The sequence below is a fragment of the Streptomyces sp. NPDC008092 genome, assembly GCF_042957285.1.
Lineage (GTDB): Bacteria > Actinomycetota > Actinomycetes > Streptomycetales > Streptomycetaceae > Streptomyces.
The window spans coordinates 738,107-756,382 of sequence record NZ_JBIBHY010000003.1; the positions used below are offsets into that span (position 1 = coordinate 738,107).

At 71.6% G+C, this 18,276-nt stretch carries 14 protein-coding genes and 1 pseudogene; 6 read left to right on the forward strand and 9 right to left on the reverse strand.

Annotated elements, in window-relative coordinates; translation table 11 throughout:
• The first annotated feature begins 4 nt into the window (after window positions 1-4).
• From ACFZB3_RS12675 to ACFZB3_RS12685, 3 genes are all read left to right on the forward strand, one after another.
• Entirely contained in the window at window positions 5-1,957 is a 1,953-nt protein-coding gene (locus tag ACFZB3_RS12675) for a right-handed parallel beta-helix repeat-containing protein (protein ID WP_391373780.1), read from the forward strand.
• Window positions 1,954-3,306, forward strand: coding sequence for a right-handed parallel beta-helix repeat-containing protein (locus ACFZB3_RS12680; protein ID WP_391373783.1), 1,353 nt, complete (start codon window positions 1,954-1,956; stop codon window positions 3,304-3,306). The genes ACFZB3_RS12675 and ACFZB3_RS12680 overlap by 4 nt, the downstream gene beginning before the upstream one ends.
• Before the next feature lie 143 nt (window positions 3,307-3,449).
• The gene (locus ACFZB3_RS12685; protein ID WP_391373785.1) at window positions 3,450-4,796 is read left to right on the forward strand and encodes a nucleotide sugar dehydrogenase; all 1,347 of its coding nucleotides are present in this window, start codon (window positions 3,450-3,452) and stop codon (window positions 4,794-4,796) included.
• A 25-nt stretch (window positions 4,797-4,821) separates the two neighbouring features.
• Here the strand turns inward: ACFZB3_RS12685 and ACFZB3_RS12690 are convergent, their stop codons facing one another.
• From ACFZB3_RS12690 to ACFZB3_RS12705, 4 genes are all read right to left on the reverse strand, one after another.
• On the reverse strand, window positions 4,822-5,544 hold the full coding sequence (locus ACFZB3_RS12690) for a Mut7-C RNAse domain-containing protein (protein ID WP_391373788.1): 723 nt from the start codon (window positions 5,542-5,544) through the stop codon (window positions 4,822-4,824).
• A gap of 33 nt (window positions 5,545-5,577) precedes the next feature.
• Entirely contained in the window at window positions 5,578-6,201 is a 624-nt protein-coding gene (locus ACFZB3_RS12695; protein WP_391373791.1) for a TetR family transcriptional regulator, read from the reverse strand.
• Complete coding sequence (locus ACFZB3_RS12700) at window positions 6,198-7,766, reverse strand: DHA2 family efflux MFS transporter permease subunit (RefSeq protein WP_391373794.1); 1,569 nt, start codon at window positions 7,764-7,766, stop codon at window positions 6,198-6,200. The genes ACFZB3_RS12695 and ACFZB3_RS12700 overlap by 4 nt, the downstream gene beginning before the upstream one ends.
• Window positions 7,767-7,893: 127 nt before the next feature.
• Complete coding sequence (locus ACFZB3_RS12705) at window positions 7,894-8,610, reverse strand: hemolysin III family protein (protein WP_391373797.1); 717 nt, start codon at window positions 8,608-8,610, stop codon at window positions 7,894-7,896.
• A gap of 353 nt (window positions 8,611-8,963) precedes the next feature.
• Here ACFZB3_RS12705 and ACFZB3_RS12710 point away from each other — a divergent pair, with 353 nt between their 5' ends.
• The 3 genes and pseudogenes from ACFZB3_RS12710 (at window position 8,964) to ACFZB3_RS12720 (ending at window position 13,112) form a co-directional block, all read left to right on the forward strand.
• Entirely contained in the window at window positions 8,964-10,802 is a 1,839-nt protein-coding gene (locus ACFZB3_RS12710; RefSeq protein ID WP_391373799.1) for a phosphoenolpyruvate carboxykinase (GTP), read from the forward strand.
• Between the two features lie 274 nt (window positions 10,803-11,076).
• Window positions 11,077-12,909 (forward strand): annotated as a pseudogene (locus tag ACFZB3_RS12715) (calcium-binding protein); the annotation flags it as partial.
• Complete coding sequence (locus ACFZB3_RS12720; RefSeq protein WP_391374077.1) at window positions 12,852-13,112, forward strand: hypothetical protein; 261 nt, start codon at window positions 12,852-12,854, stop codon at window positions 13,110-13,112. The pseudogene ACFZB3_RS12715 and the gene ACFZB3_RS12720, both read left to right, overlap by 58 nt.
• A gap of 45 nt (window positions 13,113-13,157) precedes the next feature.
• Here ACFZB3_RS12720 and ACFZB3_RS12725 read toward each other — a convergent pair whose 3' ends face one another.
• The 5 genes from ACFZB3_RS12725 to ACFZB3_RS12745 form a co-directional block, all read right to left on the reverse strand.
• Window positions 13,158-13,760 carry a hypothetical protein gene (locus tag ACFZB3_RS12725; protein ID WP_391373802.1) on the reverse strand — a complete coding sequence of 201 codons (603 nt, stop codon included), beginning with the start codon at window positions 13,758-13,760 and terminating at the stop codon, window positions 13,158-13,160.
• The gene (locus tag ACFZB3_RS12730) at window positions 13,747-15,279 is read right to left on the reverse strand and encodes a substrate-binding domain-containing protein (RefSeq protein WP_391373804.1); all 1,533 of its coding nucleotides are present in this window, start codon (window positions 15,277-15,279) and stop codon (window positions 13,747-13,749) included. Before ACFZB3_RS12730 ends, ACFZB3_RS12725 begins: the two co-directional genes overlap by 14 nt.
• Window positions 15,276-16,475 carry a toxic anion resistance protein gene (locus tag ACFZB3_RS12735; protein WP_391374080.1) on the reverse strand — a complete coding sequence of 400 codons (1,200 nt, stop codon included), beginning with the start codon at window positions 16,473-16,475 and terminating at the stop codon, window positions 15,276-15,278. Before ACFZB3_RS12735 ends, ACFZB3_RS12730 begins: the two co-directional genes overlap by 4 nt.
• A gap of 30 nt (window positions 16,476-16,505) precedes the next feature.
• On the reverse strand, window positions 16,506-17,594 hold the full coding sequence (locus tag ACFZB3_RS12740) for a hypothetical protein (RefSeq protein WP_391373807.1): 1,089 nt from the start codon (window positions 17,592-17,594) through the stop codon (window positions 16,506-16,508).
• 218 nt (window positions 17,595-17,812) lie between these two features.
• On the reverse strand, window positions 17,813-18,220 hold the full coding sequence (locus ACFZB3_RS12745) for a hypothetical protein (RefSeq protein ID WP_391373810.1): 408 nt from the start codon (window positions 18,218-18,220) through the stop codon (window positions 17,813-17,815).
• Window positions 18,221-18,276: the final 56 nt, after the last annotated feature.

The window sequence follows — 18,276 nt, forward strand, 5'->3', positions numbered from 1 at the left end:
CGCCATGGCCACCCCCCTCATGACGTATCCCAGGACGAAGAGAAGACCCGGCCCCGGCACCCGGCTGCGCCGGGCCGGTGCCAGGACCGCGGCCCTGCTGGGCGCCTTCGCGGTGGCGGCGTCGCTGCTGCTCGGCGCCTCCGGCACGGCCCACGCCGACGGGGACGGCGACAAGAAGCAGAAACTGGCCGCCGAGGACGCCGAGACCCAGGCCGCGCTGGTCGCCGACGAGGACCACCGGCTCAACCAGGTACGGGCGTTCACCTCGGTGGCGCCCCTGCAGTCCACCAAGTGGACCGTGCCGTACCGGCTGGACACCGACAACGGGTACACCCTGGTACTCACCGATCGCAGCAACCCCTACACCATCGCCGACCTGCTGAAACTCGCCCCGCAGACCTTCGTGCGGCGCAAGGACGGCTCGTACCTGCTGACCGAGAACATCTACCTCAACGTCGGCGCCAAGCTGAAGCTGTCCAACCCGGGCGGCCTCACCCTGCGGATGGCCAGCAACCGCACCGGCTTCGTCTCCATCGTCTCCTTCGGCGGCGAACTGACCCTCCAGGGCACCTCCCAGGCGCCGCTGACCATCACCAGCTGGGATCCGCAGGCCAACAAGGCCGACGGCGACGTCCGCGACGGCCGCGCCTACATCCGCACCATCGGCGGCCAGTTCGAGATGACCCACGCCAAACTCGCGAACCTGGGGTTCTGGAGCGGGCGCACCGGCGGACTCAGCCTCACCGGCACCGACCGGCCGAACACCGGCTCGCTGGAGGACACCGGCCAGGTGCACGGCAAGACCGCACGCGAGCGGGCCCGCGCGCAGGACGGCTCGGGCGACCAGAACACCACCAGCGGCGACGTCACGGCCATGCCGTCGGGCGAACTGACCACTCCCGACGCCCGGTTCTCCACCGGCGGCCTCTCCTACGTCTCCGGGTCGATCACCCACTCGACCATCACCGGCAACGCCTTCGGGGTCTTCATCTCCAGCGCGACCGGGATCGAGATCAGCGACACGACCGTGGAGAACAGCCTGGAGGACGGGGTGGTCATGCACCGCTTCGTCTCCAGCTCGCTCGTGCAGCGCACGGTCGCCAAGGACAACGGCGGCGACGGCTTCATCCTCTCCCGGGCCACCCAGCAGGTGCGGGTCAGCGGCTGCACCGCCGAGGGCAACGGCGGCAACGGCTACACGCTCAGCGGCAGGCCGCTCGCCGAGGGGCCCTCCGCCTCCGGGCAGGCCGTCGACAGCTACGGCTCCAACTCGGTCGCCAACAGCGTGGCCAAGGACAACGGCCGCTACGGCGTCGAGGTGCTCGGCGGCTTCGACGTCGGCGTGCAGAACAACCGCATCGAGGGCGGTGACATGGGCATCGTGGCCCGCCTGGCCGCGGACAAGGTCTCCATCACCGGCAACCGCCTGACCGGCCAGAACCGGCAGGGCATCTCGGTACGCGACGGGGTCACCGGCGCCACCGTCACCGGCAACATCATCGACGGGCCGGAAACCGGCGTCTACGTCCGCGACTCGGCCGCCGAGATACGCGGCAACACCGTCCAGGACGCCACCAACCACGGCGTCAGCCTGGTCGGCGGGGTGGACGGCACGACCGTCTCCTACAACGTCATCGGCGGGGTCGGCCCCAGCGCGCTGGACTCCAGCCGCTCGCACGGCGGTGCCGACATCAAGGAGAACCAGACCTTCGCCTGGTACGACACCAGTTCCTTCTGGGTCAAGGTCAAGCACTACGCGAGCCCGATGACGCTGCTGTGGACGGGCATCCTGCTCCTCATCCTGTTCTCGGCCGTCATGGGCCGGCGCAGGCGCCGGGCCGGCGGGCGGGGCGCGGTCATCGTCCACCCGTACTCCGACAAGGCCCCGCTGCCCTCCCCGCCGCCGGACGAGATCGCCGTGGCGGGCCGCCGACGGGAGCCGGTGATGAGCGAATGAGCGACGGCATCCCGGCGGCGCCGTCCGCTGACGGCGGTCCGGGCGGCAACAGCCCGGGCGACAACGGTCCGGGTGGCAACGGTCCGGGTGGCAACGGTCCGGGCGACGGCGGTGGTGCCGCGGCGGGCGAGTCCGCCGCGGAGCGGCTGCGCCGGATCTGGCTGGCCGGCGGGCTGCCGCTGTGGGTGGCCTCGGCCGCCCTGGTGATCTCGGTGGTGGCACTGATCGTCGCGGGCGTCTCGGCCGGCGACGGCCGGCCCGTCGTGTACGGCGCCGGTCCCACCGCCGGCCCCACCATCCCGGTCGCCGAACCCACGGACGACGGGGACGACACCGGCGACCCCGGTGATCCCGGCGCCACCGCCTCCGACCCGGCACCGAGCGGCACGACCGCCACCGACGGGCCGGCCACGCCCACCGCGACCGGCTCGGCCGCGGCCCTGTCCTCCGGACCGGTGAAGTGCCCGGCCGCCACCGTCACCGTCAGCGACGCCAAGTCCCTGAAGGACGCCCTGGACCAGGCACGGCCCGGTGACGTCATCGAGATGCGGGACGGGGTCTACCCGGACCGCTTCACCGCCGCCACCCCCGGCACCGCGGACCGCCCGATCTTCCTGTGCGGCGGCCCCGGCGCGGTGATCGACGCCGGGGGCGTCGACGGCGGCTACGGCTTCCACCTGGACGGCGCCAGCCACTGGCGGCTGATCGGCTTCACCGTGCGCAACGGCCAGAAGGGGGTCATGGCCGACCAGGTCCAGGGCACCGTCATCCAGGGCCTGACCGTCGAGAACATCGGCGACGAGGGCATCCACCTGCGCGACTTCAGCTCCGGCAACGTCGTCGAGAACAACACCGTGCGGGCCACGGGCAAGCGCAAGGAGCAGTTCGGCGAGGGCATCTACGTCGGGTCCGCCGAGTCCAACTGGTGCACCGTCACCGACTGCAAGCCCGACAAGAGCGACGACAACGTGATCCGCGGCAACCACGTCAGCGACACCACCGCGGAGTCCGTCGACATCAAGGAGGGCACGACCGGGGGCTCCCTCCTCGGCAACACCTTCGACGGCGCCGCCCTCAGCGGAGGTCACAACGACTCCTGGGTCGACGTCAAGGGCAACGACTGGCTGATCAAGGGCAACACCGGCCGCCACTCCCGCGAGGACGGCTTCCAGACCCACCGGATCCTCGACGGCTGGGGCACCGGGAACGTGTTCCAGGCCAACACCGCGCAGGTGGACGGCCCCGGCTACGGCTTCCACTTCGCACCGGTCGAGAACAACAAGGTCACCTGCGACAACAAGGTCGCCGACGCGGCGCAGGGCCTCGCCAACGTCGCCTGCTCCTCCTGACGGCGAGGGGCCCGGTCCGCACCCGGGCCCCACGCGGCCGCAGGACCCTCTCCTGCACCCGCTCCACCCACGTCACCACCCACTTCACCCACGTGCGTCCTCGGCATGCGCACGTTCCGCTCGGACATCCCCTCGGAGGCATCATGGACACTCTTCCCGGCAGCACCGACGCCCTTCCCCGCCTGACCGTCATAGGCACCGGTTACCTGGGCGCCACGCACGCCGTGTGCATGGCGACGCTCGGCTACGAGGTGCTCGGCGTCGACGTCGATCCCGGCAAGATCGAGCTGCTCAGAGCCGGGCAGGTACCGTTCTTCGAGCCAGGACTGCCCGAACTCCTCGTCAAGGCGCAGGAGTCCGGCCGGCTGCACTTCACGACCAGCCTCGCGGAGGCCGCGGAGTTCGGCGACATCCACTTCGTCTGCGTGGGCACCCCGCAGCAGCCCGGCTCCTACGCCGCCGACCTGCGCTACGTCGAGGGTGCGGTGACCGAGCTGGCCCGGCACCTGAACCGGCGGGCCCTGGTGGTCGGGAAGTCGACGGTGCCGGTGGGCACCGCGGCCCGGCTCGCGGAGCTGGTCCGCACCACCGCCCCGGCCGGGGACGCCGTGGAGCTGGCCTGGAACCCGGAGTTCCTGCGGGAGGGCTTCGCGGTGGACGACACCCTGCACCCCGACCGGCTGGTGTTCGGCACCGAGTCCGCGTGGGCCGAGCAGCAGCTGCGCGCCGCGTTCGCGCCGGTCATCGCGCAGGGCACCCCGGTGGTGGTCGCCGACCTGCCGACCGCCGAACTGGTCAAGGTCGCCGCCAACTCCTTCCTCGCCACGAAGATCTCGTACATCAACGCCATGGCGGAGGTCTGCGAGGCCACCGGCGCCGACGTGCACCGGCTGGCGGAGGCACTGGCCTACGACGACCGGATCGGCGGCCGGTTCCTGAAGCCGGGTCTCGGCTTCGGCGGCGGCTGCCTGCCCAAGGACATCAGGGCGTTCATCCACCGCGCCGAGGAACTGGACGTCGCCCAGGCGGTCGCCTTCCTGCGCGAGGTGGACGCGATCAACCAGCGCCGCCGGGCCCGCACCGTGGACCTGGTCCGCGAGCTGGTCGGCGGCGAGCTCGCCGGGACGAGGGTGGCCGCGCTCGGGGCGGCCTTCAAGCCCGACTCCGACGACATCCGGGACGCCCCGGCGCTGGACGTCGCGGCCACCCTGCACCGGGCCGGCGCGCAGGTGACGGTCTACGACCCGGTGGCGATGGACAACGCCCGCCGCGTCCACCCCGAGCTGGCCTACGGGACGGACGCGCTGCAGGCCGCCGCGGACGCCGACGTCGTGGTCCTGCTCACCGAGTGGACGCAGTTCCGGGAGATCGACCCGGAGGCCATGGGCGCCGTGGTGAACCGGCGCCGGGTCGTGGACGGCCGGCACGCCCTCGACCCCGCCCAGTGGCGCGCGGCCGGCTGGGAGTACCGGGCGCTGGGCCGCAACTGACAGCGGGCCGCGGCCGGTTCACGGCTCAGGCGAACTCGGCGAGGGCGCGCGCCACGATGGCCTCCAGCTGCTGGTGGTGCGCGCCCTTCCAGTACGCGCGCCCGCACTCCGCGCACTGCGCGAAGACGTCGTACGACTTCTGCGTCCCGCCCTTGAGCTGGTCCGCCACCTCGTCCTTCGTCGCGTCCTTCAGCAGTCCGTTGCAGGCGGTGCAGCGGGTCCAGGGGCGCAGGTCCGGGGCGAACCGGTCGAGGACGTCGCGGAGCTGGTCGTCGGGGCCGGTGCTGTAGACGTAGCCGCCCGCCCAGAGTTCGCGGCGGCGCAGCAGGCCCCGGTCGCGGCTGAGCAGCACGCGCTTCTCGGCCGCCGAGCGGGCCGCGAGGGCCGGGTCGCCGATGTCCGTCGACTCGTACGCCGTGTCCACGCCGAGCAGGCGCAGGCGGCGGGCCAGGGTGCCGAGGTGGACGTCGAGGAGGAAGCGGAGCGGGGCGCCGGGGACCCGCTGGGGGCGGGCGACCGGGCGTACGGTCACCCGCTCGCCGTGCGCCGGGATGTGCGCCACGGGGACCTCCCGGCCGTCCACCACCAGGGTGCCCACCTCGGTCAGGGGGACGCCGAGGGACTCGATGACGTGGCCGAGGGTCGAGACGCCGTCGACGGCGAGGGGATGGACGCCGACGCGGCGGGCGTGCGGGACGAACAGGGCCAGCTCGGGGGCGACTTCGACCTGGATCTCGGAAGCGTTCACCTGGTCAGGATGGCACGGGAGACGGCCGTGACCTCAGTGGTTTTCCGGGGGCAGGCCGTACTCGATGACGTCCAGGGCGCGGTCGACGAGGGCCTCGAAGTCGCCCTCGTGCTCGTTCTCCGCCCAGTACATCGAGACCTCCATCAGGCCGCCGACGAAGGACATCGCGTAGACCCGGACCTCCAGGCTGTCCGGGTCGCGGCCGGTGCGCTCCCCGATGGCCTGGCAGAGCAGGCGCCCGGTGGACGACATGCTCTCCATCATCCGGGAGCGCACCGAGGGGACCTCGACCATCAGCCGGGTGCGCAGCCGGGAGACCACCGCATCGTCCTTGACGCCCAGCCGGATCGCCCGGTGCATCACATAGCGCAGGGACGTCGGCCACGGCTCGTCGGCGGGCCGGGCCCGGAGCTCTTCCATGATCAACAGGTCGTACTCGTCCGTGAGGACGATGTCCTCCTTGGTCGGGAAGTACCGGAAGACCGTCGACGGCGACACCTCGGCCCGCTCGGCGATCTGCTCGATCGTCGTGGCGTCCCAGCCCTGCACCTCGACCAGCGCGTACGTGGCGCCGCGGATCGCCTCGCGCGTCTTGATCTTCTTCCGTTCGCGCAGGCCGGGCTGGGGGGAGGTGTGCGGTGCCGTCATGCTGGTCATTGTCCGGCATCGGCCGTGGCGGGGGCCACGGCCGGGGACTCGTTCCCTTCGGTGCGGCGCCCGGTCGGGGCGTTGGGCAGGAGCGCGGCGGCCAGCAGCGCGGTGGCGAGCGCGGCGATCCCGCACACCATCAGGACCAGGCCCATGCCGTGGACGTAGGAGGCGTTCGCGGAGGCGACGAGGTCGGCCGAGCCGGTCTTCGCGGCCACCAGGTGGGCGGCGACGACGGACTCCCCCGCGGTGTGGCCGAGCGGGGCGGGCAGTCCCGTGACGTCCAGGCGGTCGCGGAAGGCGCCGGCCAGCAGGCTGCCGAGCAGCGCGATGCCGATCGCGCCGCCGACCTGGCGTGTGGTCATCAGCAGCCCGGAGCCGCTGCCGGCCCGGTCCGCGGGCAGGGCGCCGAGGGCCCCGTCCATGGCGGGAACCACCGAGAAGCCGAAGCCGAGGCCGGCGATGGACAGCCACAGCGCGGTGAAGCCGTAGCCGTCGCCCACCGAGGTGCGGCTGCCGAGCAGGGCGGCGAAGGCGAGCACGACCAGGCCGGCGGCGACCACGGCGCGGGCGCCGAAGCGGGCGACGACCGGCTCGGCGGTGCGCGCGGCGATGATGAGGCCGCCCATCATGGGCAGCAGGCGCAGGCCGGTGCCGAAGGCGTCGTTGCCGAGGACCGCCTGGAGGTACTGCGGCAGCACGAACAGCAGACCGGACAGCACGAACATCACCAGGGTCGCGGCGAGCGTGTTGAGCAGGAAGCCGCGGTGGGTGAGGAGCCCCATGTCGAGCATGGGGCGCTCGGCCCGGCGCTCGCGCAGCACCAGCGCCGTGCCGAGGACGGCGGCGACCGCGAACAGGGCGAGGACCAGCGGGTCGCCCCAGCCGCGGTCGGGGGCCTCGATGATCGCGTAGACCAGGGCGCCGAGGCCGACCGCGGTGAGCGCGGTGGAGAGGACGTCGACCTTGGGGGAGGCGGGGTCGCGGGTCTCGGGGAGCAGGAGGACGCAGGCGGCGACGCCGATGGCGGCCATCGGCACGTTGATCAGGAAGACCGAGCCCCACCAGAAGTGGTTGAGCAGGAAGCCGCCGATGATCGGGCCGAGCGGCAGGCCGAGCGCCGAGGCGGCCGAGACGATGCCGACGGCCCGGGTGCGCTCGGCCGGCCCGAACAGCGAGGGCAGCACCGACATGGCGAGCGGCATCACCAGTGCCGCGCCGACGCCCATGGCCGCGCGGGCGGCGATCACCCAGTTCACGTCGCCGGCCAGCGAGCCCATCACCGAGCCGGCAAGGAAGACCAGCAGGCCGACGACGAGCATCCGGCGGCGCCCGAAGCGGTCGCCGAGGAGTCCGGCGGGGAGCATCAGCGAGGCGAAGACGATGACGTACGCGTCCGCCATCCACTGCTGCTGGCTGGTGGTGGCGCCGAGCTCCCCGGCCATCGTCGGGAGCGCCACGTTGAGGATCGTCGTGTCGAAGCCGAGCACCAGCATGCTCGCGACCAGGGCACCGAGGGCCCACCAGCGGCGGGGGTTCTGGTGTGTCTCTTCAAGTTGAGTGACAGTAGCCATGAAATGAGAGTAGCTCTCAAAATCTAGTTGCTGTCAATGGGGAGTCGATGTCTTAATGTGGGGGAGGGCATGAAAAAAGTGGCCACGGCTCGGAAGCCGTGGCCACTCGGGGGAGCGGCGGTGGGGGCTACGCGTGCTGGTAGGCCACCAGGGAGATGCCGACGTAGTGCACGACGAACGCGGCCAGCGTGAAGGAGTGGAACACCTCGTGGAAGCCGAAGTAGCGCGGTGACGGGTTCGGGCGCTTGATGCCGTAGATCACGCCGCCCGCGCTGTAGAGCAGGCCGCCGACGACCACCAGGACCAGGACCGCGATACCGCCGGTGCGCATGAAGTCGGGCAGGAAGAAGACCGCCGCCCAGCCCATCGCTATGTAGCAGGGCGTGTAGAGCCAGCGGGGTGCGCCGACCCAGAAGACCCGGAAGACGATGCCCGCGGCCGCCGCGCCCCAGATGCCCCACAGCAGCCACTGCCCCTTGGCGTCGGGCAGCAGCAGCATGGTCAGGGGCGTGTAGGTGCCCGCGATGATCAGGAAGATGTTGGCGTGGTCGAGTCTGCGCAGGATGCCGTCCATGCGCGGGGTCCAGTTGCCCCGGTGGTAGAGCGCGCTCACGCCGAACAGCAGGCACGCCGTCAGGGCGAAGATCCCGCAGGCGATGCGGCCGCGCGGCGAGTCGGCGAGGGCGGTGAGGACGAGGCCCGCGACGAGGACGGCCGGGAACATGCCCAGGTGCAGCCAGCCGCGCAGCTTGGGCTTGACCTGTTGCGACAGGGAGGAGAGCGCGGCGGGACCGCGGCCGGCGGCCGGCGGTTCCGTGGGCGCGTCGGGGACGGACGCAGTCATGAGGGGCATCGTACCTACGGAACCGTAAGTTACGGATCAGTCCCGCTCGATGACCGCCGGAGAGTGGCCATCGTCTCACGAAGCCTCGGTTGCGCTCACATCGATGAGCAAAAAGACCTTGAGGCGAACTCAATGTGGACGCAAAGAAACGCAGGTGGACGCAGAAACCGTGGCCTTCCTCACGTCGCTCATCTGTGACTCCCTCTGGACAGATGGGAGATCGAGTCGGAGGATCAAATGAGTGCGGTCGGCACCGGATGAGCGGCTACGAAGCATCCGGGTCGCAGCCCCCACGGGGCAACAAGGCCTGAAACAGGGCCGCAAGATCAAAAATCCCTCATTTAGGAGCAATCGTGGCGCGCGACATCGCGGCTCCCACCGTCATCCCCACCCACCATCAGGAACTGGTCTCGTGGGTCAACGAGATCGCCGAACTGACGCAACCGGACAGCGTGGTCTGGTGTGACGGATCCGAGGCCGAGTACGAGCGCCTGTGCGAGGAGCTCGTGGCGAAGGGCACCTTCAGGAAGCTCGACCCGATCAAGCGCCCGCACTCCTACTACGCGGCCTCCGACCCGACCGACGTCGCCCGGGTCGAGGACCGCACGTTCATCTGCTCCGAGCAGGAGCAGGACGCCGGCCCGACCAACCACTGGAAGGCCCCGGCCGAGATGCGGGAGATCTTCTCCGGCGAGAAGGGCCTGTTCCGCGGCTCCATGAAGGGCCGGACGATGTACGTCGTCCCGTTCTGCATGGGCCCCCTCGGCTCGCCGCTGTCCGCCCTCGGCGTGGAGATCACGGACTCGGCGTACGTCGCCGTCTCGATGCGCACCATGACGCGCATGGGCCAGGCCGTCCTCGACGAACTCGGCGACGACGGCTTCTTCGTCAAGGCCGTCCACACCCTCGGCGCGCCGCTCGCGGAAGGAGAGGCGGACGTGGCCTGGCCGTGCAACCAGACCAAGTACATCTCGCACTTCCCCGAGTCCCGCGAGATCTGGTCCTACGGCTCCGGCTACGGCGGCAACGCCCTGCTCGGCAAGAAGTGCTACGCCCTGCGCATCGCGTCCGTCATGGCGCGCGACGAGGGCTGGCTCGCCGAGCACATGCTGATCCTCAAGCTCACGCCCCCGCAGGGCGAGTCGAAGTACGTCGCCGCGGCCTTCCCGAGCGCCTGCGGCAAGACGAACCTCGCCATGCTGGAGCCCACCGTCTCCGGCTGGACCGTGGAGACGATCGGCGACGACATCGCCTGGATGCGGTTCGGCGCGGACGGCCGCCTCTACGCCATCAACCCCGAGGCCGGCTTCTTCGGCGTCGCGCCCGGCACCGGTGAGCACACCAACGCCAACGCGATGAAGACGCTGTGGGGCAACGCCGTCTTCACCAACGTGGCGCTGACGGACGACGACGACATCTGGTGGGAGGGCATGACGGAGGAGACTCCGGCCCACCTCACCGACTGGAAGGGCAACGACTGGACGCCGGCGTCCGACGCCCCGGCCGCCCACCCCAACGCCCGCTTCACCGTCCCCGCCGCCCAGTGCCCGATCATCGCGCCGGAGTGGGAGGACCCGAAGGGCGTGCCGATCTCGGCGATCCTCTTCGGCGGCCGCCGCGCCACCGCCGTCCCGCTGGTGACCGAGTCCTTCGACTGGAACCACGGCGTCTTCCTCGGCGCCAACGTGGCCTCCGAGAAGACCGCCGCCGCCGAGGGCAAGGTCGGCGAGCTGCGCCGCGACCCGTTCGCGATGCTGCCGTTCTGCGGCTACAACATGGGCGACTACATGGCTCACTGGATCGATGTGGGCAAGGCCGCCGCGGAGCGGGAAGGGTCCCAGGCCAAGCTGCCGAAGATCTACTACGTCAACTGGTTCCGCAAGAACGACCAGGGCAAGTTCGTCTGGCCCGGCTTCGGCGAGAACTCCCGGGTCCTGAAGTGGATAGTGGAGCGCCTCGACGGCAAGGCCGAGGGCGTCGAGACGCCGATCGGCGTGCTGCCGACCCGGGACGCCCTCGACACCGACGGGCTCGACCTCGCCGACGGCGACCTCGACTTCCTGCTGACCGTCGACAAGGAGGTCTGGCGGGAGGAGGCGGCGCTCGTCCCCGACCACCTCAACACCTTCGGCGACCACACGCCGAAGGAGCTGTGGGCCGAGTACCGGGCGCTCGTGGAGCGGCTGGGCTGAGCCCCGACTGAAGACTCCGCGGCCGGTACGGGTGTGCCCTGACCAGCGATCGTCACGACCGGCCGCGGTGTGAACCGGCGAGGCCGCGCACAACGGCGTGCGCGGCTCCTGGGCCTGTCGTCACCTGCTCCCGTCCGCCCCGACGGGAGTCCGGCGGCGACAGGCCTTCGCCTGTGTGCGGGCCTCACCCGCGCGGGTGGATTCCTGCGGCCGGTGAGCCCAAGACGGCTCGTGGCGAGCCGACTTGCGGACCGGCGTCGGAACGCTGTCGCCCATGTTCACACCTCACGTTCGACCGTTCACACCTGGTGTTCGATCACGCACGATCCGCGCCGGAACCGTCACGGCCACCCTCCTGGCACTGCTCCTGGCCCTGCCCGGCACCGCGGTCGCCGCCCCCGGCGACCTGGACACCGCCTTCGCCGGCGACGGCACGGTCCTCACCGACTTCGGCGGCACCGACTCCGCCGCCGACGTGGCGGTGCAGTCCGACGGCAGGATCGTCTCCGTCGGCACCACCTTCGACAGCTCCGCCTCGGAGGGCGACTTCGCACTGACCCGGCACAACGCCGACGGTTCCCTGGACACCACCTTCGGCGGCGACGGCAGGGTGACCACCGCCGTCAACAACCTGCCGTCCAACGAGGGCCTCCAGTGGAGCGAGGCCCACGCCGTCGCCCTGCAGCCCGACGACGGCAACATCGTGGTGGCGGGCAGCAGCTGGCGGGGACCCGAGAACTGCTGCTGGTTCGCACTGGCCCGGTACAAGGCGTCCGACGGCTCGCTGGACACGAGCTTCGGCAACGGCGACGGCCGCGTGTTCACCGACTTCGGCGTCCCCGAGGAGGCCACGGACGTGGTGGCGCTGCCCGGCGGCAAGATCGTCGCCGCGGGCTACGTCGGCGGCCAGGCCGCGGTTGCCCGCTACAACGCCGACGGCTCCCCGGACACCACCTTCAGCGGTGACGGCAAGGTGACCACCGCGCTGGGCGGCTCCCTCCAGGAGGGCGGCGACGTACGCGCCCTGGCCGTGCAGCCCGACGGGAAGATCCTGGTCGCGGGCGAGGTCGGGACCACCCGGTTCGACTTCGTGCTCGCCCGCTACAACACCGACGGCAGCCTCGACACCGGGTTCGGGACCGGCGGCATCCAGCGCACCGACTTCGGTGACTACGACTCCGCCGAGGCGCTCGCGGTCCAGCCCGACGGCAGGATCGTCGCGGCCGGTTCGAGCGGCGGCCGGGTCGCACTCGCCCGCTACACCACCGACGGCACCCTGGACCCGGGCTTCGACGGCAACGGCCTCGTCGTCACCCCCGGCGGCGGCGCCCAGGACATGAAGCTGCAGAGCGACGGGCGGATCGTCGTCGCCGGCAACGGGCCGGGCGGCTTCAACGTCCTGCGGTACAACACCGACGGCAGCCTGGACAGCGGCTTCGGCACCGGCGGCCGGGCGGCCACGAGCTTCGGCGGCAGCGACGTCGCCCACGGTGTGGCCGTCCAGTCCGACGGCAGGATCGTCGCCGCCGGCCAGGGCGGACCGGACGACGACTTCGCCCTGGCCCGCTACCTGGGCGGCGGCAGCACACCCCCGCCCCCGCCGCCGAGCGCGGACCTCTCCGTCACCAAGACCGGCCCCTCCACCGTGACCATCGGCGACCGGGCCGGCTACACCGTCCGCGTGACCAACGCGACCGCCTCCACCGCGTCCGCCACCGGCGTCACCCTCACCGACACCCTCTCCGGAGCGGGCGCCACGCTGATCTCGGCCACGCCCTCCCAGGGCAGCTGCGCCACCACCGCCACCGGCGCCGGCTGCGCCCTCGGCACGCTGGCCCCGGGCGCGAGCGCCACGGTCACGGTCCTCGCCGAACCCCGCGCCACCGGCACGCTCACCAACACGGCCACGGTCACGGCCACCCAGACCGACCCGGCGACCGGCAACAACACCGCCACCGCGACCGGGACCGTCAACAACTCCCGGGGCTGCACGATCATCGGCACCAGCGGGGCCGACACCCTCAACGGCACCTCCCGCAACGACGTGATCTGCGGCCTGGGCGGCAACGACACCCTCCGCGGCAACGACGGCGCCGACACCGTCTACGGCGACTACGGCAACGACAACATCGACGGCGGCCTCGGCAACGACTCTACGGCGGTCCGGGCAACGACACCGTGAACGGATCCTCCGGCAACGACCGTGTCGTCACCACCGACGGCGTGTCCGGCAACGACACCGCCAACGGCGGCGCCGGCTTCGACACCTGCACCACCGACCCGGGTGACGGCCGCATCAGCTGCCCCTGACCACCCGCTCCGGCCCGGCCCCCCGCGAGCACGCGGGGGGCCGGTTCAGTTGTTCCGGTCCTCCAGGTACCGCGTGTGCGTCTCCTGGCGCCTGGCCTCCGCGTCCCGCAGCCCGGCCGCCAGCTGCTCGGCCTCCTCCTTCAGGAGGGCGAACTGGCGCTCCAGATGCCGCTCCGGCGGCTCCTGCCCGGGCGTCAGACGCGTCCACCACCGGGTCCGTACGAAGCTGTCCACCGCCTCCGGGATGTCCTGGCGCACCGTCCGCGACAGGACGTGGACGCCCTCCGGGTCCTGGGCCAGGAGCTCGGCGGCCCAGCCCGGGTCCAGCAACGCCGTCAGCAGGCCGGTCAGTTCGGCGAGCCGGGCCTCCGTCGGGGCCGGCAGGCCGACCTCCGCCAGATAGGTCTCCAGTTTGCGGAAGTCCGCCCGCACCTCCTCCAGCTGGGCGGAGGGCGTCGGGAAGTCCGGCAGCGGGGGGCGCTCCGGCGGGGCGATCAGCGCGCCCGCGCCGTACAGGCCCGCCACCACCACCGGCCAGTACGGGCCGGCCACGCCGGTGAACGTCAGGACCAGGCCCAGCAGGCCGCCCGCCGAACCGGTGAGGTTCTTGCGGGACTCCAGGTAGGCGAGGGCTTTACTGGTAGCCACGGATCTCCTCGAAGGCGCCGTCCAGGGAGCCCTTCTGGGCGTCGAAGAGACGGCCGCCGGTCAGGGTCGCGATGTGCTGGAGTTCGGCGCGGGAGGAGTCGCCGAAGAGGATGGGGAAGACCGGGATCTGCTGCCGGTCGGCGGAGAGCTTGTTGTAGAACTCGTCGAAGTCACCGACCTTGGCGCCCGTGGTGTTCTCGCCGTCGGTCATCAGCACGATCGACGTGAAGGTCTCCTGGGAGGGGTTCAGCCGGCCGTACGCCTTCTCCAGGGAGGTGTAGATCGCCGTGCTGCCGTCGGCGCGCAGGGCGTCGGTGTCCTTGCGGATCGCGGCGAGGTCGGACCTGTCGTCGACCACGTGGGTGCTGACGCTCTTCACGTCCGAGCCGAACGGCATCAGGGTGACCTCCTCCCGGTCGCGGAAGTCGCCGGTGAGACCGGTGAGGGCCGTCTTCAGACGGGAGAGGCGGTCGCCCTTCATCGAGCCCGAGGTGTCCAGGACGTAGACCGTACGGGAGGGCCGGCGCAGGTCGTTCTCGTAGGCCGAGATGAGCCCGTCGGCCACCGACTGGCTGCCGGGGAAGGGGAGTTCGCGGCGGCGGCTGGTGTCCAGGCCGGCGGCGGGGGCGACGGAGGCCACGACCGGGCGGCGGTGGGTGGTGTCCGTGATGAGCTTCTGCACGGCCGCCGTGCGCAGGTCCTCCGTCACCCGGCGGACGTCCTCGCGGGTGGCGGAGGAGGTCGAGGCCAGCGAGGAGAACGGGTAGTCGGCGGTGATCACGCCGTCCTTCGGGCGGATCACGGTGAGACCGGGGATGCCCTGGAGCACGGACTCGTAGTTGAGCAGGGCGTCGACGTTGCCGCGCCGCTGGTACGCCGAGGCCAGCCAGCCGGAGGAGCCCGAGGTCAGGGTCTGGCCCCGGAAGAACTTCTTCAGCCGGGGAGTCGCCTTGGTGACGTCGTCGTCCGTGAGCGCCGACTGGGCGCCGGAGAGCGCGGAGGCCACCGAGACCAGCGTGGCGAAGCCGGAGTTGGAGCGCGCCGGGTCGGTCATGCCGTACGTCAGCTTCCCGGCTTCCACGGCCCGCTCGACCGTGGACCAGGTGACGTCGGCCGGCTGCCAGCCGAGCGCCCGCACGGTGGCCGTCTTCACGCCGATCGCGACCGGGCTGGACATGATCGCCGTCTCGGAGACGACCTTCCTCGCCGCCTCGGGGCGCAGCCGCAGATAGTCGTCGGAGGACAGCCACAGCGCGTCGTACCTGCCGTCCGTCTTCCCCCTGGCCACCAGGTCGATGGCGTCGAGGGTGCCCATGTAGGTCGGACGGATGGTGACCCCGGTGTCCTTGCGGACCCGGTCGAAGACGGCCGTCATGTCGCTGAGTTCGGAGGAGGCGAGGACCCGCAGGGTGCCCGCCTTCGGGGCCGTGGAGTCGTCGTCGCCGTGGTCCTCGGAGGTGCAGCCGGCCAGGACGACGGCCGCCGTCGCGAGGAGGGCGAGGAGCGGGCGTCTGCTCATGCGGGGCCGCCCTCCAGCGCGCTCTTCGAACGGCTGCGCTCCAGGTAGGCGCTCGCCTGGTGGAGTTCGTCCGTCAGCGACTGCACGGTGTTCGCCATCACCTCGGTCGCCTGCACCTTGTAGGTGTCGATGGCGTCGAGGGTCCGGTAGATCTGCTGGAACGCGGCCCGCAGCGTCTCGGCGCCCACGGCCGGGTCGGCGGCGATCCGCTGGATCTCCCCGCTCTGGGTCGCGAGCATCTCGGCGTTGCCCCGGATCAGGTCCTCGGTCGTCCCGCGCAACGCGTTGACCTGCTCGATCACCTTCTTCTGGTTGTCGAGCGCGGAGGCCAGCATCACCGAGATCCGCAGCGCGGAGACGGTGGTGGTGGCGGCGCGTTCGACGCCCTTGATCAGCTCGTCGTTGTTGCGCCGTACGACGTCCATCGCGAGGTAGCCCTGCGCGGACACCGCGAGCTGGGTGAGCAGGTCCTGGTGCTTCTGCCGGACCGGGAAGAGCACGTCCGCCCGCACGGCGTCGGCCTCCTGGGGGTCCGGGATCCGGGCGGCGTGCTGCTCGACGGCGGTGTCCAGGGCCTGGGTGAGGACGACGTACTCCTGGAGCTTGCCCATGGTCTCCCAGAGCCGCACCCGCTCCGTCTGCAACGCCGCGTTGTCCCGGCGCAGTTCGTCCTGCCCGCCGCGCAGCGACCCCACGATCTTGTTCAGTGTGCCCTGCGCCGAGGCGTACTTGGCGACGTGGTCGCGGAGCCTGTTCCCGCCGGGCAGCCGGGAGAGGAACTTGCGGCCCTTGCCCGCCGGCAGGTCGCGCGGGTCCAGGTCCTCGACGACCCGGCGCAGCTCGACCAGCGAACCGGCCACCTTCGCCTGCGCGTCGCCGCCCTTGTCGGGCAGGCTGCGGACGGCACGCTCCAGCATGCGGTTGGACTGCGAGGCGGCGGTGCGCATCTCGCCGGCGCCGAGGCCGGTGATCTCGCCGACCTTGCTCGCGAACTCCGGTGACCGGGCGTCCAGGGCGGCGAGGTCGCGGACGTAGTCGGAGGCCTTGCGCGCCATGTCCGTACGGACGCCGTCGTCGACCGGCACCAGTCCGCCGGCCTTCTCCCGCGGCACGGGCGCGACCGCCTCGGGCGGGGTCAGCGTGAAGACGTCCTCGCCGCTCAGCGTGGGCGGGTGCTCGCCGCCGCTCGGCCTGATCTTGTCGAAGTTGCTCACAGGGTCCCCCCGTCAGCCGCGCGCCCGGCGGGCCATCTCGTGCAGCACCGCGGAGGTGGGCACGGGCGCCTGCCGGACGCCGGTCAGTGTCTGGTTGAGGTAGGCGGCGTGGTCGGCGGTGTCCTTGACGAACTCGGCGGAGTCGCCCTGCGGCCGGAAGCCGTGCCGGACGGCGAGCTTGCGCAGGGCCGGGTCGGTGCTGAGGAGTTCGCCGAGCTGCCGGCCGGCGTCGTCGAGCGGCACGATGGTGTGGTCGCTGTTGACCGTGGTGTCCGGGTAGAGGACGACGAGGTCGCCGGCGGCGCCCTGCTGTCCGTTCTGTTCGCCGAGCAGCGACACCACCTGCGACTCGTACAGGCACACCAGCGGGTTGCCGGCGCCGCTGATGAAGTCCCTGAACACCGAGTCGCTGCTGGGCTGTTGCGCGCCCTGCACGCTGACCAGCTTGTGCAGCAGCGGCGCGGTCCTCGCGACGTCGCCGTCACTCGCCACCACCCGCCCCGCGTTGGCGACATAGGAGGCGGCGGCGAGGTACAGGGCACCGGAGTTGGAGGTCTCCGGATCCGTGCTGGTGATGTACAGCGTCCCGGTCAGCTCCCCGTGCGCCTTGGCCCCCTTCAGCTGCTGCCAGGTCCGGTCGTGCCGGGCGGCGTCCAGGTAGGCGGCCATCTTCAGGGTCCCCTTGCCCTTGCCGTCGAGCACGGCGAGCCCGTTGGCGGCGAGCACCTGGGCCGCGCTGCGGTGGGCGACCACGACGAGGGGCGAGTAGAAGGGGCGGGGGAGGGGCTGGCGGGCGTGGTACTTCGCGGCCAGCGTGTCGGCGGGCGCCGAGCTGGACGGGAAGGCGAAGTCGTAGCCCTTCAGGTCCAGATCCTCCATGGCCCAGGATCCGGACGCCTCCGTCTTCACGGTGTAGCCCTTGGCGGCGAGGGCCTTCACCACATCGGGATCGGCGAAGAAGTCCGACTTCTCCGAACCGATCACACCGCGCACGGTCTTCGTTGCCGTGCCCTTGTCATCCCCTTGCCGGCCTGCGACGACAGCAGCCACCACGCCACCGATCAGCAGCACCGCGAGGACGATTCCAGCGATACGTCTCACGAGGTGGAGAGTGCTCCCGGAATCCCTCAGTCCTGGGTGGAACGGGTGAACGACGGGTGAAGGGGGCGCCCCGGAACGAAACCGGAGCACCGAAGTCCGCCGGGCGCCGTCAGACGGTTCCCGCACGGCTCGGAGTGCGCCTCGATCGACTGGGATGTGGCAACCCGGTCCGCGCGTCGCTGCGGGAGCGCGCGGACCGGGGCCGTGCGGGGGGTGGGTCAGCCGGCCGTGGTGAGTTCCGTGGCTGCCGCGTGGGCGTCCATGCGTTCCGCCGCGAGGATCGCCGCCGCGGTGTCCGCCCGGGACGCCGCGACCACCAGCGCGCGGCCGGCGAACGCGTGCGCACGCTCGTGGAGCGCGGCCGGCTCCTGGACCGCCGTCAGTGACGCGCGGACCGGTGTCCGTCCGCCCCGCAGCCGGGCCACCTGCTCGGCCAGCCGGGTCGCGGCGGCGTCGAGGTCGGCGGACGGCGTGAGGGCGCGCAGCTCGTCGGTGACGGCGAGCAGTGCGGCGAGGTGTCCCGCGAGCTGGATGTCCAGCTCCTCCTCGCGCGTCCGGTGGGGGAAGTCGGAAGGGGGGCCGGCCATCGTGCTGTGGACCGACTTGGTGCGGATCGGCTCGTACATGGGAGATGGCCTCCTGTGCTCTGACAGGAAACCATCCTAGCTTAGATTCCGTCTAA

What these genes read in the sequence shown, in the direction of transcription:
- ACFZB3_RS12695 (WP_391373791.1), bottom strand. Translation starts at nt 6,201, where the DNA reads ATGACCAGCATGACGGCACCGCACACCTCCCCCCAGCCCGGCCTGCGC.
- ACFZB3_RS12700 (WP_391373794.1), bottom strand. Translation starts at nt 7,766, where the DNA reads ATGGCTACTGTCACTCAACTTGAAGAGACACACCAGAACCCCCGCCGC.
- ACFZB3_RS12745 (WP_391373810.1), bottom strand. Translation starts at nt 18,220, where the DNA reads ATGTACGAGCCGATCCGCACCAAGTCGGTCCACAGCACGATGGCCGGC.
- ACFZB3_RS12705 (WP_391373797.1), bottom strand. Translation starts at nt 8,610, where the DNA reads ATGACTGCGTCCGTCCCCGACGCGCCCACGGAACCGCCGGCCGCCGGC.
- ACFZB3_RS12730 (WP_391373804.1), bottom strand. Translation starts at nt 15,279, where the DNA reads ATGAGCAGACGCCCGCTCCTCGCCCTCCTCGCGACGGCGGCCGTCGTC.
- ACFZB3_RS12675 (WP_391373780.1), top strand. Translation starts at nt 5, where the DNA reads ATGGCCACCCCCCTCATGACGTATCCCAGGACGAAGAGAAGACCCGGC.
- ACFZB3_RS12685 (WP_391373785.1), top strand. Translation starts at nt 3,450, where the DNA reads ATGGACACTCTTCCCGGCAGCACCGACGCCCTTCCCCGCCTGACCGTC.
- ACFZB3_RS12680 (WP_391373783.1), top strand. Translation starts at nt 1,954, where the DNA reads ATGAGCGACGGCATCCCGGCGGCGCCGTCCGCTGACGGCGGTCCGGGC.